General features: G+C 69.9%; 16 protein-coding genes. 8 read left to right on the top strand and 8 right to left on the bottom strand.

All coding sequences use genetic code 11. The features are described 5' to 3' along the window. Positions 1-2: 2 nt before the first annotated feature. Positions 3-1,253: an amino acid deaminase/aldolase gene (locus IEZ13_RS41025; RefSeq protein WP_183225870.1), complete on the bottom strand. Its 1,251-nt coding sequence runs from the start codon at positions 1,251-1,253 to the stop codon at positions 3-5. A gap of 126 nt (positions 1,254-1,379) precedes the next feature. Here IEZ13_RS41025 and tmk point away from each other — a divergent pair, with 126 nt between their 5' ends. After that, positions 1,380-3,419, top strand: coding sequence for a dTMP kinase (tmk, locus tag IEZ13_RS41020; protein ID WP_229795691.1), 2,040 nt, complete (start codon positions 1,380-1,382; stop codon positions 3,417-3,419). On the opposite strand, the gene IEZ13_RS41015 is transcribed toward tmk, so the two are convergent. Then, positions 3,388-4,725, bottom strand: coding sequence for an SGNH/GDSL hydrolase family protein (locus IEZ13_RS41015; RefSeq protein ID WP_183225869.1), 1,338 nt, complete (start codon positions 4,723-4,725; stop codon positions 3,388-3,390). The genes tmk and IEZ13_RS41015 overlap by 32 nt on opposite strands. Positions 4,726-5,050: 325 nt before the next feature. After that, positions 5,051-6,247 (bottom strand): DNA polymerase III subunit delta', encoded by a 1,197-nt coding sequence (locus IEZ13_RS41010; protein ID WP_183225868.1) that lies wholly within the window; start codon positions 6,245-6,247, stop codon positions 5,051-5,053. 211 nt (positions 6,248-6,458) lie between these two features. Here IEZ13_RS41010 and IEZ13_RS41005 point away from each other — a divergent pair, with 211 nt between their 5' ends. The 3 genes from IEZ13_RS41005 to IEZ13_RS40995 are packed head-to-tail and all read left to right on the top strand — an operon-like array spanning position 6,459 to position 7,691. Beyond that, complete coding sequence (locus IEZ13_RS41005; protein ID WP_183225867.1) at positions 6,459-6,785, top strand: YbaB/EbfC family DNA-binding protein; 327 nt, start codon at positions 6,459-6,461, stop codon at positions 6,783-6,785. A 1-nt stretch (position 6,786) separates the two neighbouring features. Beyond that, on the top strand, positions 6,787-7,086 hold the full coding sequence (locus IEZ13_RS41000; RefSeq protein WP_183225866.1) for a hypothetical protein: 300 nt from the start codon (positions 6,787-6,789) through the stop codon (positions 7,084-7,086). After that, positions 7,086-7,691 carry a hypothetical protein gene (locus IEZ13_RS40995; RefSeq protein WP_183225865.1) on the top strand — a complete coding sequence of 202 codons (606 nt, stop codon included), beginning with the start codon at positions 7,086-7,088 and terminating at the stop codon, positions 7,689-7,691. Before IEZ13_RS41000 ends, IEZ13_RS40995 begins: the two co-directional genes overlap by 1 nt. A gap of 161 nt (positions 7,692-7,852) precedes the next feature. Here IEZ13_RS40995 and IEZ13_RS40990 read toward each other — a convergent pair whose 3' ends face one another. Further along, positions 7,853-9,160 (bottom strand): hypothetical protein, encoded by a 1,308-nt coding sequence (locus IEZ13_RS40990; protein ID WP_183225864.1) that lies wholly within the window; start codon positions 9,158-9,160, stop codon positions 7,853-7,855. A 714-nt stretch (positions 9,161-9,874) separates the two neighbouring features. Between IEZ13_RS40990 and IEZ13_RS40985 the strand changes: the two genes are divergently transcribed. The 3 genes from IEZ13_RS40985 (at position 9,875) to IEZ13_RS40975 (ending at position 12,135) form a co-directional block, all read left to right on the top strand. Continuing rightward, complete coding sequence (locus IEZ13_RS40985) at positions 9,875-10,717, top strand: PSP1 domain-containing protein (RefSeq protein ID WP_183225863.1); 843 nt, start codon at positions 9,875-9,877, stop codon at positions 10,715-10,717. A 111-nt stretch (positions 10,718-10,828) separates the two neighbouring features. Continuing rightward, on the top strand, positions 10,829-11,377 hold the full coding sequence (locus IEZ13_RS40980; RefSeq protein WP_183225862.1) for a hypothetical protein: 549 nt from the start codon (positions 10,829-10,831) through the stop codon (positions 11,375-11,377). Then, the gene (locus IEZ13_RS40975) at positions 11,374-12,135 is read left to right on the top strand and encodes a sigma-70 family RNA polymerase sigma factor (RefSeq protein ID WP_183225861.1); all 762 of its coding nucleotides are present in this window, start codon (positions 11,374-11,376) and stop codon (positions 12,133-12,135) included. Before IEZ13_RS40980 ends, IEZ13_RS40975 begins: the two co-directional genes overlap by 4 nt. A 13-nt stretch (positions 12,136-12,148) precedes the next feature. Here IEZ13_RS40975 and IEZ13_RS40970 read toward each other — a convergent pair whose 3' ends face one another. From IEZ13_RS40970 to IEZ13_RS40955, 4 genes are all read right to left on the bottom strand, one after another. After that, a complete protein-coding gene (locus IEZ13_RS40970) occupies positions 12,149-13,057 on the bottom strand; it encodes a JmjC domain-containing protein (protein WP_183225860.1) in 909 nt (302 codons plus the stop codon). A 517-nt stretch (positions 13,058-13,574) separates the two neighbouring features. After that, positions 13,575-13,811, bottom strand: coding sequence for a DUF397 domain-containing protein (locus IEZ13_RS40965; RefSeq protein WP_183225859.1), 237 nt, complete (start codon positions 13,809-13,811; stop codon positions 13,575-13,577). A gap of 151 nt (positions 13,812-13,962) precedes the next feature. Beyond that, positions 13,963-14,217 carry a hypothetical protein gene (locus IEZ13_RS40960; RefSeq protein ID WP_183225858.1) on the bottom strand — a complete coding sequence of 85 codons (255 nt, stop codon included), beginning with the start codon at positions 14,215-14,217 and terminating at the stop codon, positions 13,963-13,965. After that, on the bottom strand, positions 14,214-14,471 hold the full coding sequence (locus IEZ13_RS40955) for a hypothetical protein (protein ID WP_183225857.1): 258 nt from the start codon (positions 14,469-14,471) through the stop codon (positions 14,214-14,216). Before IEZ13_RS40955 ends, IEZ13_RS40960 begins: the two co-directional genes overlap by 4 nt. Before the next feature lie 447 nt (positions 14,472-14,918). Between IEZ13_RS40955 and IEZ13_RS40950 the strand changes: the two genes are divergently transcribed. Next, positions 14,919-15,729 (top strand): helix-turn-helix domain-containing protein (locus IEZ13_RS40950; RefSeq protein ID WP_229795677.1); only part of this gene is annotated, 811 nt, incomplete at its 3' end.

Here is a 15,729-nt window from a genome sequence, read left to right as displayed (position 1 = left end):
TTTCAGCCCAGGAAGGCATGGCCTTCTCCTCGGTAGGTGGGGGCCGGCGTCGCTGTCTCGCCGTCGATCAGCTGTAGCTCGTTGACGTGTTCGCACAGCTCGCCGGCCTTGGCGTGGCGGAACCACACCCGGTCGCCGGGGCTCAGCCGCTCGGCGGCCGCGCCCAGCAACGGCGTCTGCACCTCACCGGCGCCCTCGTCGGCCTTGAACCGCAGCCCCTCGGGCAGCCACGGGACCGGCAGGCGGGACGGCTCGGGCGCGCCCGAGGCGATCCAGCCACCGCCCAGCACGGTGGCGATCCGGGGAGCCGGCCGGCGGACCACGGAGAGGGCGAAGAACGCCGCCGGACTGGGCTGCCAGTTCCGGTAGGTGTCGAAGAGTGTGGGGCCGTAGAGGCCCGAACCCGCGGTGACCTCGGTGACCGCGGGATCGGCGCTGGTCGCGGCCACACTGCCGGTGCCGCCGCCGTTCACGAACTCGAGATCGGCGTGCTCGCGGACCGCCCGCACCGCCGCGGCGCGTCGCTCCCGCAACTCCGGGAGCGCGCGGCTCTGCATCATCCGGATGGCCCGCGCCCGCAGCGCCTGACCGGGCGGGTTGTCGCCGACGCCGGCGATGTGCGCCTCGTAACACATCAGCCCGACCAGGCGGAATCCCTCGCGCCCGGCGATGCTCCGGGCCAGACCACCCGCTTGCGCGGCCGAATGCACCGGCGACCTGCGCACCCCGATGTGCAACGGCCCGGCGGGACGCCAGGAAGCATCAAGATCAATACATAGGCGTACGGGTGAGCGCCCACCCGGAGCGGCGACGGCATCGATCAGGTCGAGCTGGGACGGGTGATCGACCATGATCGTGATCGCGGCGGCCAGCTCCGGGTCGGCGGCCAGCTCGCCCAGCGCCGTGCGGTCCGCTGTGGGATAGGCCACCAGAACGTCGCCGGTCACGCCCGTGCGTACCAGCCAGATCGCCTCGGGCAGGGTGTAGGCCATCACCCCGTGCCAGCCGGGCCGGGCCAGCACCCGCTCCAGCAGGGTCCGGCAGCGCACCGACTTGCTGGCCACCCGGATCGGCTTGCCGCCGGCCCGCCCGCTCAGGCGCTCGGCGTTGTCGTCGAAGGCGGCCAGGTCCACCACCGCGACCGGGGTCTCCAGGTGGCCCGTGGCACTGTCGAGTCGCTGGTGGAGGGCGGTGCGGTCGGTGAACACGCCAGCACGGTATCCCGTGAGACGGGTAACACGAAAGACATTCATCTCTGCTCCACCCGATCGTGGTTGCCCCGCGACCCATGGAGCGGACGGTTACAGTGCTCCGAGCAGTGACCACGGGAGGTAGGGGCCATCAACACGGAAACGCAACAGGAGCCGGGGCCCGTCGACATTTCGGGCATAGCGGCGCTGCGCTCGGTTCTGCGGCGGCGCGGCTTCCGGCGGCTCTGGCTGGTGCTCGCCGCCGCCTCCTTCGGTGACTGGGTCGGCCTGCTCGCCACCGCGCTGTTCGCCTCCGCCCAGTTCGAGAACCCGGCAGCCCAGGGCGCCGCGTTCGGCGGCACCATCGCCGTACGCCTGATCCCCGCTCTCCTGCTCGGCCCGATCGCCGGCGTCTTCGCCGACCGGTTCGACCGCCGCTACACGATGGTGATCGTCGATCTGCTGCGGTTCGTCATCTACTTCTCGATCCCGCTCGTCCCGCTGCTCGGCGGGACCCCGGCGCAGACCGTCGCCTGGGCCACCATCGCCACCTTCATCGGCGAGACGATCACCCTGATCTGGATCCCGGCCAAGGAGGCCGCGGTCCCCAACCTCATCCCGAAATCGCAGATCGAGGTCTCCAACCAGCTGACCCTGATCACGACGTACGGGATCACGCCGATCCTGGCCGCGCTGTCGCTCGCCGCGCTCACCGCCGGCCTCCAGCAGTCCGGCGCCTCCCTGCCCGACTGGGCCCAGCCCATCCAGTTGGCGCTCTACATCAACGCGTTCGCCCGGCTCGCCACCGCGCTCGTGGTCTTCTTCGGCATCAAGGAGATCGGCGGCAAGAGCGCCGCCCGGGAGAAGGCCGCCGAGCAGAGCATGACCCGCCAGTTCCTGGACGGGTGGAAGTTCATCGGCAACACCCCGCTGGTGCGCGGCCTGGTCCTCGGCATCTTCGGCGCGTTCGGGGCCGGCGGTGTGGTGATCGGCGCGGCGGAGAAGTTCGCCAAGTCGCTCGGCGCCGGACAGGCCGCCTTCTACCTGCTCTTCGGCACCATCTTCATGGGCCTCGCGATCGGCATCGGCCTGGGCCCGATGATCGTCAAGGAGCTGTCCCGCAAACGCTGGTTCGGCATGAGCATCGTGCTGGCCAGTGGCTCGGTGATGTTCCTCGGGTTCTCCATCCACCTCTCCATGGCGCTCTTCGGCGCCATCATGGTCGGTGCCGGCGCCGGCATGGCGTTCCTGTCCGGCACCACCCTTCTGTACGGGGAGATCGCCGACGAACTGCGCGGCCGCACCTTCGCCGTGGTGCAGATCGGCGTCCGAACCGTCCTGCTGCTGGCCATCACGCTCTCCGGCATCCTGGTCGGCCTCGGCAGCTCCCGCCGGGTCGACATGGGCCTCTTCCACATCGACATCTCGGCCACCCGGGTCCTGCTCGTGGTGGCCGGCGCGATCGGCATCTGGGTGGGCATCGGCGCGTTCCGCCAGATGGACGACAAACCCGGTGTCCCGGTGCTGCCCGACCTGATCGGGTCACTGCGCGGGCGGCCGCTGTCGCCGCCCGAGTCGTTCCCCCGCTCCGGCGTCTTCGTGGTCTTCGAGGGCGGTGAGGGCGCCGGCAAGTCCACCCAGGTCACCCGTCTCGCCGAGGCGCTCAAGGCGGACGGGCGCGACGTGGTGGTCACCCGCGAGCCCGGCGCCACCGACATCGGCGCCCGGATCCGCGGGCTCGTCCTGGACCGGGCCGAGACGCCGTCCGCCCGGGCCGAAGCCCTGCTCTACGCCGCCGACCGGGCGCACCACGTCGCCACGGTGGTCCGGCCGGCACTCAGCCGCGGGGCCGTCGTGATCAGCGACCGGTACGTGGACTCGTCACTGGCCTACCAGGGCGCCGGCCGTACCCTCCCGGTCCAGGAGATCTCCTGGCTGTCGGCGTGGGCCACCGGCGGCCTCAAGCCCGACCTGGTGGTCCTGCTGGACGTCGACCCCGGCGTCGGCCTGACCCGGGTCGACTCCCGCGGCGAGGCCGCCGACCGGCTGGAGAGCGAGTCCCGGGCGTTCCACGAGCGGGTCCGCTACGCGTTCCTCGACCTGGCGGCCGCCGACCCCAAGCGCTACCTGGTGCTGGACGCCGCCCGGCCGGTCGAGGAGATCGCCGCGGCGGTCGAGGCCCGGCTGTCGTCGCTGCTCAGCCCGGTCCCGGCCGGAACAGCCGGATAGGCACGGCGGCCGCCATCGCCGCCATGCCGGCGTCGTTCGGGTGCAGGTGGTCGCCGCTGTCGTAACGGGCGGCAAGCCGCAGCGGATCGGCCGGATCACGGACCGCCGCGTCGAAGTCGATCACCGCGTCGTACTCGCCGGAGGTCCGGATCCAGGCGTTCAGCGCGGCCCGCTTACGCTCGTTCTCGACGGTGTAGAAGCCGAGCGTGTCGTCCTTGAACGGCAGGATCGTTGCGCCGTACACCCGCAGCCCGGCCAGCCGCGCCCGTGCGACGAGCTGGCGGTGCCCCCAGATCAGATCGTCCGCCGTGACCACCTCCCCGGGCGGCGCCACCGTGCCCGGATGACCGAGATCGTTCACCCCTAGCAGCACCACGAGATGCGTGACCCCCGGCTGCGCCACCACATCCCGGTCGAACCGGCGCAGCCCGCTGTGCCCGAAAAATGCCGCGAACGCCTCGGCTCCGCTGCCCGCCGGAGGGTTCGGGTCGTGCAGCAGCCGGTTCCCGGAGATGCCCACGTTCGCCACCCCGAGCCGGATCCGGGCCGACCGGAAACGCGCCGCCAGCAGGTCCGGCCAGCGGTGGTTGGCGCTGGTCACGGTGTTCGCCCCGTTGGTGATCGAGTCGCCGAGCGTGACGACCGCCCCGTCCCCGCCCCGCCCGCCGACCCCGGCGTCGTCACCGCCTTGCACGGTGACTCCGGTGCCGTCACCGCCCCACACGCTGACTCCGGACAGGAACAGGTACTGGCCGATCGTGCTGGTGGGGGTGATCCGTGCCGCCCCGGTCACGTTGCCGGCGGCGATCGCGTTGTCCTGGAAGGCGAAGGCGGCCAGCGTGGTCACCGGCGTGCGCTCCGGCAGGAAGACGCTGATCACCAGGTCGGCGCCGGGCGGCAGGCCCAGGCGCACCGGGTCGCTGACCAGCGGGGCCCCGGCCGGCACGGTGACCGCCTCCCGCCCGCCGAAGGTCACCCGCCGGTCGGTGCCCGGAACCGCGTCGGTGCTCGCGCCGTCACCGGCCCGGATCGCGACCCGCACCTCGCCGATCCGCAGCGGGGTGGCGCCGAACTCGTTGGTCAGCCGGATCCGCAGCCGCTCACCGCCCACGCTGGTGCGCACCACCTGCCGGACGGTCTGGCCGTTCAGGATCAGCGGGTCGCCGGGTGGCACCGTGGTCGGCGCGGCCGCCCAGGTGGCGACCCACCCGTCGGCGCGGCCGGCCGCGGCGGCCGGGCCGGGAAGAGCGGCGGCGGTGAGCGCGGCGCCGGATGCCAGCGCCAGCATCTCGCGTCGAGTCGACATGAGCACTCCGAAACTTTCGGAAACCGGGCGGTCGGACGCTCGTAAACTAAAGCGACCAATGTCTATGCGTCAAGGTTGACGTCTGGAGCAAATCGGCCTAACGTTTCGGTCAGGATTCGGAAGTTTCGGGAGTCCGGCTTGGGGAGCCAGCGCATTGCACTGAATCCGGGCCCCGGGAACCGTGTGGCCCGTGCCGGGGTCTTGCCGGCGCGGGCCACACGGCCGTTCCAAGGCCCTCTCAGCCCTGCCTTCCCTCGGCCATCGCTTCCGGCGGGCATTCAACCCCTGCCTTCGGCGAGCGTTCGGCCCTGCCTTCGGCGGGCGCTCAGCCCTGCCAGAGGCTGACCATCATCGCCTCCAGGGCGACCTGTGGCTTCACGTTGCGATCGATCGCGTCCCGGCAGGTCAGCACCGCCTCCAGGCGGCGCAGCGTGCTCTCCGGCGTCCACTTCCCGGCCGCCGCCGCCGACACCGCCGCCAGGTCACCGTGCACCACCGGAACGGGTGCGCGCATCGAGGTGACCAGCACGTCCCGGTAGAAGCCGATCAGATCCTGGAGCGCCCGGTCCAGAGCGTCCCGTTGGGCCCGGGTGGCCCGCAGCTTCTGGTTGCGCTCCAGCTCCTTCAGCTGGCCGGCGGCGCCGCGCATCGCCGTCGTGGCCCCCCGGCCGGTGCCGCCCGCGCCGAGCGCCCGCTCCAATGCCGCACGCTCGGCCACGTCGAGCTCGGCCACCGAGATCGCCGCCTCCTGCTTCGAGGCCGCCTCCAGCCGCGACGCCGCGTCGAAACAGGCGCCGATGCTGGTCAGCTTGCGGGGAACGGAGAGCACGTCGTCACGCCGCCCCCGGGCCTCCGGATCGGCGGCCAGCTGCCGGGCCCGCTCCACGTCGCCCTGTGACGCCGCCGCGGCCCATGCCGCCTGGTCCGGCGCGATGTCGTGGCGCCGCACGAGGACGTCGGCGACCGCGGCCGCCGGTGGCTGGCGCAGCGACACCAGGCGGCACCGGGACCGGATCGTCACCAGGATGTCGTCCGGGTGCACCGACGGCGTGCACAGCAGGAAGACGGTCCGCGGAGACGGCTCCTCGATCGCCTTGAGCAGCGCGTTGCTGGCCCGCTCGTGGAGCCGGTCGGCCGCCTCGATGATCACGACCTGCCAGCGGCCGCCGGTCGGCGCGCTCGCCGCCCGGAGCACCACGGCCCTGGTCTCCTCGGTCTTGATGGTCAGACCCTCGGTCGTCACGATCTGCACGTCCGCGTGGGTGCCGGCGAGCGTCGTGTGACACCCGTGGCACTCACCGCAGCCTGTGCCGTCCCGCTCGCACTGGAGCGCGGCCGCGAACACCCGCGCCGCGACCGTGCGGCGAGCGCCGGGTGGGCCGGTGAAGATCCAGGCGTGCGTCATGCCGCCGGAATCCGGCTCGCCCGCCACGATCCGGGCGGCCGCGGCGGCGGCCCGGCGCAGCGTCACGACCGGCTCGTCCTGGCCCACCAGCTCGGAGAAGACATCATGCGGACTCACCCGACGATGGTATTTCGCCGGTACGACGAAAAGCGCCACCGGATCGAGTCGATTACGAATGGTAGTCACCTAAAGGCGTACCGTCACGCTCAGTCGCCCCCGTCGGGGGTTATCCACAAAGGATGCGGCGACGTAGCGGGACGGTCGCCTGAGCGGGTACGGTCTCAACCCGGAACGCGACGGCGACATGACGCGCGGTGAGGAGCCATGGATGGCCCGCGAGATCGACGAGGCGTGGATCGACGAGGCGATCGACCGATATCGGCACTTTGAAGAGCTGCGTGCCGACTTCGACAAGGCCGTGTCCGCTCACACCGTCTCGGTGCATTCGCCGGACCAGTCGATCGAGGTGGTCGTGACCGCCGCGGGCGACATCGTGGACGTTCAGGTGCACGGCCCGCTGCGTCATCGCGAGCCGGCCGAGTTCGCCCGTGAGATGCGCGCCGTCGTGACCAGTGCGGCCGAGGCCGCCCGCTGGGCCCGGGAGAAGCTGCATGCCGAGGTTTTCGGACAGTTCCGCACGCTGGAGGGGCACTGACATGGATCGACTCGCCGACCAGATCGACCATGCGGCGGCCGCTCTGACCACCATGGACCGCCGGATGCCCAACCTGGCCCCGGCGGCGGTCGCCTTCGGTGCCGACGACGCCGGCCGCCCAGGGCGGATCGGGCGTGCCCTCTACGCCGGCTGGACGGCCGTGCTGGCCGCGCGGGCGCGCGAGGCCGCCGACGCCGCCGACCGCCTCTCCGAGATGGCGGGCGCCGTGCGTTCCGGCGCCCGGCACTACGCCGACACCGACGAGACCGTCCGGCGCCGCCTTCTGCGGGGCCAGCAGTGATGGACCGGCTCGACCAGCTGCTCGACGCGGCGGCCCCACTGCTCAACCGGGTCGACGAGGTGCTCGCCACCATCGGCGCGCCGGAGGGCCACGACGTCTGGGCCGAGCTGCGCCGCGTCCGCCTCCTGCCCGGTGACGCGGCCCGCGCCGTCGCCGCCCTGCACCCGGCATCCATCCTGGACGCCGTCCCCGAGCTGCGCGCCGACGCCCGGGCCTATGCCGACCTGGCCGACGCGCTACCCCCGGCCGGGAGCTGGTCGGGCGAGGCCGCCGAAGCGTATGAGGCGGCCCGCCGCCGCGCGGCCGAGCACCTCAACGGCGGCCCCGACAGCCTGGGCAGCCGCATGGAGGCGACCGCCGACCTGGCCGACGACCTCACCGACTGGATGATCCGCACCCGCGACGACCTGGCCGTCACCCTGGCCGAGGCGTCCCTCTCCACCGAGGCGATCACCCTCACCGGCGGCGACCATCCCCCCGACACCCAAGCCACCGCGGCCGCCACCCTCGGAGCCGTCCTGCTACGCACCATCGCCGACTCCTACGACCGCGCCGAGGGCCTGCTCGACGGCTCCACCGCCCTCCAGACCCCCTTGCTGGTCTGACCCGGCCCCCGCGCCACCGGCCCGGCCCCGCCGCCGTCCCCCGGCCTGCACTGTCGTTCCCGCGCGGGGCCATCCGGGAACGTGTCGCAAGGCTTGCGGCACGTGGGTCGTGTCGTAAGCCTTGCGACGGGCTTCGGGGTCTCCCGGTGGCGAGGTGCGGGTCAGGAGTCGCTGCGACGGCGGCGTGACGTGAGGAACACCGCGGCGAGGCCGCCGAGCACCAGGGCCGCGCCCGCGATGAACAGGAAGACGACCCGCGGGCCCGTGATCGGCAGTCCCACTCCGTCCGGGCCGTCGCCTCCGGCGGTGCCGCCCGGAACGCCCTGACCGGGAGCGTTCTCCGGGGCCACCGCGGCCGCCTCGAGCATGCCGATGCCCAGATCGGCGACCACACCGGACCGGCCGTAACCGGGCGCGCCCTGCCTGTCGCCCTCATCACACACCAGGGTCACCCGGATCGAGGTGGCACGGGCCGCGATCGCGTCCCCCGAGGTCGCCTGACGTACTTCACCGAGCGCGATGCGCAGCGTCAGACCGGACCCACCGATCGGCGCGGGGCCCGACTCCGGCTTGCCGAGCCCGGGGATTCCCGGCACCTTCGGCAGCGGCAGGCCCTCGATGGGAGTCAGCCGAGCCGGAAGCGACTCCAGCGATCGCATCTCCTCACTCAAGGTGATGTCAACGTGATCACCAGAGGTAGCCAGACGAGTCTGCTTGCCGTTCCGGGTGGTGACCTCGACGACGGCGGGCCGGTAGTCGACCCGTCCCTCACCGCCCGCGGTCATGCTGGCCCGCAGTTCCGGCGCGCGCACCACGCGGATACGAACCTCGTTGTCGACCAGACTGATCCGTCCCGCGGTGATAGTCGCCGACGCGACGGTCTGTGCGCCCCCAGCGTGCTGCCGCAGCGCGGTCCCGGTGCGGCTGGAGACCATTTCCGGTACGCGGACCAGCGCACCGATTCCCCCACCCGTGACCGTCACCCGGCTGATCTCGGCCGCCGACGAGGACACGTCACCCTCGGTGGACCCGCACTCCATCCCGGCCGCCCACACCGCCCGCGCCCGGAGCCGCCCCGCCCCGACCTGTACCGGACCGAACTGCTCGGCCCTCGTACCCCGCTCGTCGGCCTTGGATTTGACCGGCGGAGCCTGCTGCACCACGAAGTCGCCGGCGCCGCCCCGGCCGACCTGCCCGTTGAGGATCCGCGCCGCGCCCGCCGACTTGACCGGCCCATCGGCGATGAGCACGCTGCGCGCCTCACCGAGTCCGACACCCCCGATAGCGGAATTCCGGCCGCTGCCCGTCTGCTCCCCGGAAGGCCGAGTCCGCGCCTGGTGCTCGCTCCCGGCCACGCCACCCGCCCGGTCGGATCCCTTCCCGCCGTTGCCCTTGGCCCCGCCGGAGCCGATCGCCTTGCCGGAGTTCATCGCGCCACCGGAGCCGAGCATGCCGTCGGTGCTCGTCATGCCGCCCTGACCCGCCGCGTCACCGGAGTTCTTTGCACCCCTGGAGTCTTTCGCAGCGCCGCGCGCATCGACGATGGCCGGCGAAGGGCCCATGCCGTTCCCGCCAACCGCGCCCGCGCCCCCGGAACCCGACCCGCTTCGGCCCGTGCTGCCGGAGCGTGATCCGCCGTCGCCGGCGATGTCTTCCGACCCGATCGGCCCTTCGGCCGAGTCCCCGCGCCCGTCGTTCCCCGGCCCGTCGACCGGATCGCTACTCACACCCGACGCGACCGCGCCGCCCGAGCCGCCGGTGCCCGAAGCGCCACCGGCACTCGGCTTCGACCCGTTCCCATCCGCTCCCGGGCGACCGTCTCCGCCGCGCGGGCCGTCGCCCTCCACGTCCGCCCCATTCCCGCGCCGATCGGCGATTCCCAGCTCAAGCCGATCGATCCGTAGCAACTCCGCCGATGACTGCGCGGCGAACCGGGCGGGCTGAGCGCAGGTCACCGGCGCACCGAACGCCGGCGTTGGGGCGGTCAGGAACCCGAGCATGACGACACTTGCGGCCACCGACCTGGCGGGGTTCATGGAGAGTCCTTTCGAGGCGTGCGGCGTCTACGGGACTGGCCAACGATGGTCGATTGGGCCGGTTGCGCAGCATCTATGCGACAACCCTCGCGGGTAGTTCAAACCCGGCATTTGGTACGGCTTGCGAACCGTCGTAGGGTTGATCGCATGGGCATGCTGTGCGCGGTCAGTTTCAACCGGTACGGCCGCCTCTACTACCTCGATCCAGCCGGCTTCACCCCGGCCGTCGGTGACCGTGTTCTGGTCCCGACCGACGACGGTCCCGAGGTGGCGGAGTGCGTCTGGGCGCCGCAATGGGTCGACGAGGACACCTCGGGTTTCCCGAAGGTCGCCGGTCTGGCGGACGATCGTGACCTACGCCGCGACGAGCAGCTCCGCAAGCGCAAAGCCGAGGCCAAGGTAGCCGCCAAGAAGCTGATCAAGGCCCACGACCTGCCGATGAAGGTCGTGGCCGTCGACCACGTCCTCGATCAGCCCGGCAACGGCGGCGCCCGCACGACGATCTACTTCACCGCCCCGCACCGGGTCGACTTCCGCTCCCTGGTCCGCGACCTGGGCGCCACCCTGCACTGCCGGGTGGAGCTGCGCCAGCTCTCGGCCCGCGATTCGGCCCGGGTCCAGGGCGGCATCGGCTCGTGTGGCCGCGACCTCTGCTGCGCCACCTTCCTGACCGATTTCGAGCCGGTCACCATCCGCATGGCGAAGGACCAGGACCTCCCCCTGAACCCGTTACGGATCTCCGGCGCGTGCGGCCGCCTGATGTGCTGCCTCAAGTACGAACACCCTCTGTATGTGGGAAGCAGCACTAGCGACTTTCACCAAGGTCAACGAGTCACCCTCACGGACGGAACCGAGGGCAAGGTGTCGTCGAAGCACCCGCCATCGGACTCCCTCACCGTCCGGAACCTGCAAGACGGGCAGCCCCGGCGCTGCTCGGTCGCCGACATCTGCGGCTCACGGCGAGCCTACGAGGGAGGCGATGCTCCCTAAACAAAACGGCCCCGGCAGGTGTGCTACCACCTGAACGCCGGGGCCCGGATCGCTGATTGAGAAGGGGCGACCCGATATGCACGAGCTTACTCCATCGCAGGTTGGCGCGCGATGAGCATCGAGGCTCTGAACTGGGCACTTACCCAGGCGCCCGACGTTCCCGCGCACTGCGTCGGCACGCTGATCGGCTTCGCCAACCACGCCCGCGAGGACGGCACCGCCGCTTACCCGAGCGTGCCAACCCTCGGCCGCTACGCCCGCAAGGGCGACCGGCAGATCCAGAACGACATCGTCAAGCTTCTCGAACTCGGCCTCATCCGCGAGGGCGACCAGCGGTTCGTGGCCCACCTGCCCAGCGACCGCCGACCGATCGTTTACGACCTGGCCATGGAGCGACGCATTGACGGCGGCGTGATCCAGCCGAAACCTGTACCCGTCTCCGGCAAGGCGCACCGCACCCGCACCGCCGCCCCTCACGCGCCCGCCGAGAAGCCCTCGCGCAGGCGCCCGAAGATCACCCGAACCGAACCCCAGGACCAGCGGCACGGGGGCGCGGTGCTTCCGCTGGATGCCCCGCGATGCACCGTTCCTGGGCACCACAATCACTCGGCGAACGCCTGCGCGGTCTGCCGTAGCGAGAAGCTGGGTCGTAACCGATGAGCCGGGTCGAGAGGCTCGCCCGAGCTGCGGTCATCACGACGATCGGCATGGGTGCGGGCTGGATCAGCCTCATGCACGTGTACGCGTTCGTCATGGGATACACCCCGCCCGGCACGCACTGGTCGACCGGCGTCATCGTGGCCGGCGTCTCCGAACTGATGCCCCTCGGTGTCGCCCTCAACGCCCGCAACACGGGCAGGCTCGGCGGGCTCGCGGTCTTCCTGCTCCTCCTGGCTGGCGTGTTCAGCCTGCTCGCCCAGATCGTCACGGCCGACCCCACGACCTTCGGCTACATCGTGGCGAGCTTCCCGACGCTGGCCTTCATGGGCTTGGTCAAACTCATGCTTGGCAAGAGGGGTGAGGTAAAGGCCCAGCCCGAGCAGCGCGCCGTTGAGCTACTCGGGCTGGGCCAGGCGACCAGGGGGGAGGTCGCCGCCCAGCCCGCCACATTGGGCGAAAGGGAGGGCGAGCTGGAGGTGGTGCCCGGTCCGGCCGCAACCACGGGGGAAGAAGCTGCCGGACCGGGGCTGGACGCGACGCCGACCCCGGCGACTGGGCCGAAGAGGTCGGGCGACAAGCGACCCCGTAGGTCGGCGTCGCGGGTTGAGACCGCCGAGAAGGTCCGGCTGGCCCGCGTCGAGCTGGAGCAAGAGCTGGGCCGGAAGGCGACTCAGGCGGAGGTTGGCGTGCGAGCGGGTTGCAGCGCCGCCACGGTCAGTCGTGCAGAGAGTCGGCCGCAGCTCAGCCTTGCGGCTTAAGAGCCACCGGCCCTCAGATGTAGTCCGGCTCCAGCTCGGTCCTGGCCACGTCGAGCAGTTCGAGAGCCAGAACCTTTGCGTCGACCTTGCTGAGCCATGCAATCAGGTTGTCCCGGGCCGCTTGAACCTCTTCCGCGAGGGCTCCTTGGTCGATCACTCGACTCGGCGCGATCACCTTCCGCAGCGGAGCTGATTCGATCGCGGCCCGAGTCAGCTTCTCGCCGATCCAGATGCCGCTGCGCTCGCGTACCGTGAACGTCAGGTGGACACTCTGCTCCGACTCGCCGAAGGCGTGCGGATTGTGCACCCATCCGCGCGGGAGGGCGAGTATCTGGCCGGCCTCAAGCACGATCTCCTCGTCCGGCCCTTTGGCCTTCCACTGCGCGATCTGGTCACCGATCGGTGTTCGGTTGGACGCCAGGTGGGTGTGGTGCGGCTCCTCCACCACGGGGCGCCAGAGCTGCCACGTCTTTCGGCCCGATGACTGATAGATGATGGCCATCGCCTGGTCCCAGTGGTAGTCCAGCCCTTGGGTGCCGCCCGGGGTGAGGAATGCGGTCACGTAGCAGCCGAACCCCGTCTCTCGTTGGATTCCCCGGCACACGGCGTGCAGCGGCGGATACCAGCGGTCAAGGTTGCGCATCTGGAAGCTGTACCCGCGCTCCTTCCACATCGCGACCTTGGCCGGGTCTAGCTTGCCCGCCGTCGTGTATCCGCGAGGGTGCCGGACAGCGCCGTCCTTGAGGACATTGATCTCCTCAGCCGGCGCGCAGCCGGTGTCAAGGTATTTGTTCAGGAGTCTCGCGTTGATGATCTTCGGTAGGTCGCTGTCGTGCGGGACTTCGCGGACCGCCGGCTCAGTCGGCCAGTCGGTCATCATCCGGGCAACCGTCGCTTCGTCAAACAACATGCTGAGGGACATTCCAGTCTCCGCTCAGGGGCGCTTAGCTACGGGGTGGCATAGGGCAGGAGAGTGTCCGTAGGTGTGAGTGCGGGCAGCAGATGGCGGTAATCACGACTTCCGATCCGGGGCTGGTGTTGTATTGCCAGCAGCCGTCGACCCCGTTCACCAGGCCGTCGCGTGTGGTCTCTTGGCGTTGCTCGAAGTCCGGCCATGTCTGCTTGCCGTCCTCGCGAGTGGCCGGACGGTGACGCTCATAGGTGGCGATCATCCAGGCCATGACGTCTTCGACCTCAGTCCAAGTCCGGTCGGCCTCGGGACGGACATTGAGGTAGTAGCCCATTTGCAGCGGAGGCCGGTCGGGCCGGAAACTCGGGTCCAGGTTGAGCTGGCTAGGTCGGCCTCTCAGCGCCTCGCTCGATCCCGCCCAGAGGTATCCGTGCCAGTGCCGTACTGCTGCGGCCATGCGGGCTACCAGCCTCTCGCTAGGTGGATGGGCCACCAGGGGGCGGCCCATCCGTTGAACTGATCTCGTTGATCAGGCGTTGTCGCCGTCACCGGCGATGGACGCCATGAAGTCGTCCAGCTCCTGCTTACTGAAACGCAGGGTCGGGCTGTCCTCCCCGAGCTTGGTGTCCCGGATGGCGTAGGTGCCGGGCGAGCCGGGGATCTCGGCCGCCGAGACGCAGCCCTCCAAGGTCAGGCCGTTGCCGCCGCAGCGCCCCGCGAACGCCTCGTCCGGGACTTCGATCGAGTACAGGTCGTCCTTGGGCATGGCATGATCTCCTTACGTGTGCCGCCGCGAGGTCCTTCCTCGCGGGTGGTGCACTAGCCCCGGTTCGGCCGTCGATCTTGTCTAGGGAAGGCGGCCGGGCCGGGCGTCTTGGCGTGAACGGGCTCGCACCTGTCGAACGTGGGTAGCGACGTCACGTTCCTCCGGGCGCGGCTTCCCTTGTCGCGGCAATGGACCTTGCCGCCGTGACGCTGTCCAGCACGAGGTCTTCGACAGCGACCTCCATGTCCTCCGGATCGAGTTCCAGGACGGCACGGCCCTCGTGCAGGTTGATCCAGCCGATCTTGACCAGCGTTGTGCCGACCCTCACCACAACCGGCACATCGAAGACGTCCAGTAGTAGGGCGAGCAGCCCGCTCCCCTTGTTTGCCGGCGTTTCACGTGTCATGCCGCAAGCTCCGGTTCGTTGGACCAGCCGAGGAATCGCTCATGCAGGTCGGGCGGAGGGCCACCCGAGCCCGCGGCCCAGTCGTCGATCGCGTCGATCAGGCATGAGCCGAGGTAGATTGCGAGACCGTTCTTAAAGCGCTGGTACTGCTCGACAAGTTCGACCTTGGCGATAGCGCATGGCCAGGGCTTGCCGCAGACCACGCAGTCCCAGGCGGGTCGCTCGCCCTGATGCTCTGTACGGGGAATCAGCACGATGCGCCCCCGTGCGAACGCCGCTCCTGCGCCGGGGTCAGCGAGCCGGCTCGACCAACCTGCGGGTATGCGTCGGTGTATACGACCCATGTGCCGGTCCGATCGTTGCGGACTTTGCCTGCCCGCTTGCGGTTCCGTTCCTTGATCGCCTCGTCGCACATCCACTGCACACCGCATGCCGCACACCTTGGCTTCCGCCCCGGCAAAAACCGTTCCCACCACGCCTGCACTCGCGGGTAGTGGCGCATGGCGTACCCCCTTGCATGTCGGGAACCGGACGATCGACATGTTGCATGCGGCGACGTGGATCAAGTACGCAAGCATGTGTCAACTAGGATGCATCTCCTATCACGAGAATGCAAGACATGCATTCGCGTGTTCCGGTGACGCGAACCCTTGTGCAAGCACGATTGAGTGCAAGTTGCACACTGAGACGGGAGTGGAAGGATGGAATCGACGGGAGTGGTGGTACGCAAGATGGCACCTACCATCCGGCTGCGCAGGCTGGCAGGAGAGTTGCGCAAGTTACGCATCGGCGCTGGCTTGAAGATCGAGGATGTCGTCAAGCAAACCCAGATAGACCAGTCGTCCATCTACCGCATCGAGCGCGCCCTCACGAGGCCACAGCGCCGAACCCTCACCGCCCTGCTCAACCTGTACGGAGTGCCGGCCGAACGCCAGGCGACACTGCTCAACTGGTTGAAAGAGTCGAACCAGCAGGGCTGGTTCCGGGTGTACGAGCCCTACCTGCCTGAGCAGTACCAGGCCCTCATCGCCTTCGAGTACGAAGCTGAGAGCCTGCAAACGTACGAGTCCATGTTCGTGCCAGGCCTACTGCAAACCGAAGCCTATGCACGTGCACTGATCAAAGGCGTTGTGCCTGCAATCGACGAGGATGATCTCCAGCGCCGGGTGGAGGTTCGTATGCAACGACAGAGCGTCTTGCAGAGACCGATCCCCATGCAACTCTGGGCGCTGGTTGATGAAGCCGCGATCCGGCGGGTCGTCGGAGGTTCCGACGTGATGCAGGAACAGATGCGTCACCTGTTAGAGGCCGCCGCAAGACCTCACATCCGCCTGCAAGTCGTACCCTTTGGGGCAGGGGCTCACCCTGGCATGCCGGGGTCCTTCATCCGCCTTGACTTTGCAGATCAGTTCGACGCTCCCATGATCTACACCGACAGCATGGCCGGCGACGCCTTGTTCCGCCCCGGGTTTGATGGAGACATCGAAACCTGGGAGAAGATTCAGCTATGCC

It is taken from the genome of Actinoplanes campanulatus (genome assembly GCF_014647795.1).
Lineage (GTDB): Bacteria > Actinomycetota > Actinomycetes > Mycobacteriales > Micromonosporaceae > Actinoplanes > Actinoplanes campanulatus.
Note: the sequence above shows the minus strand (reverse complement) of the source record. Positions and strands in the feature narration are given on the sequence as shown.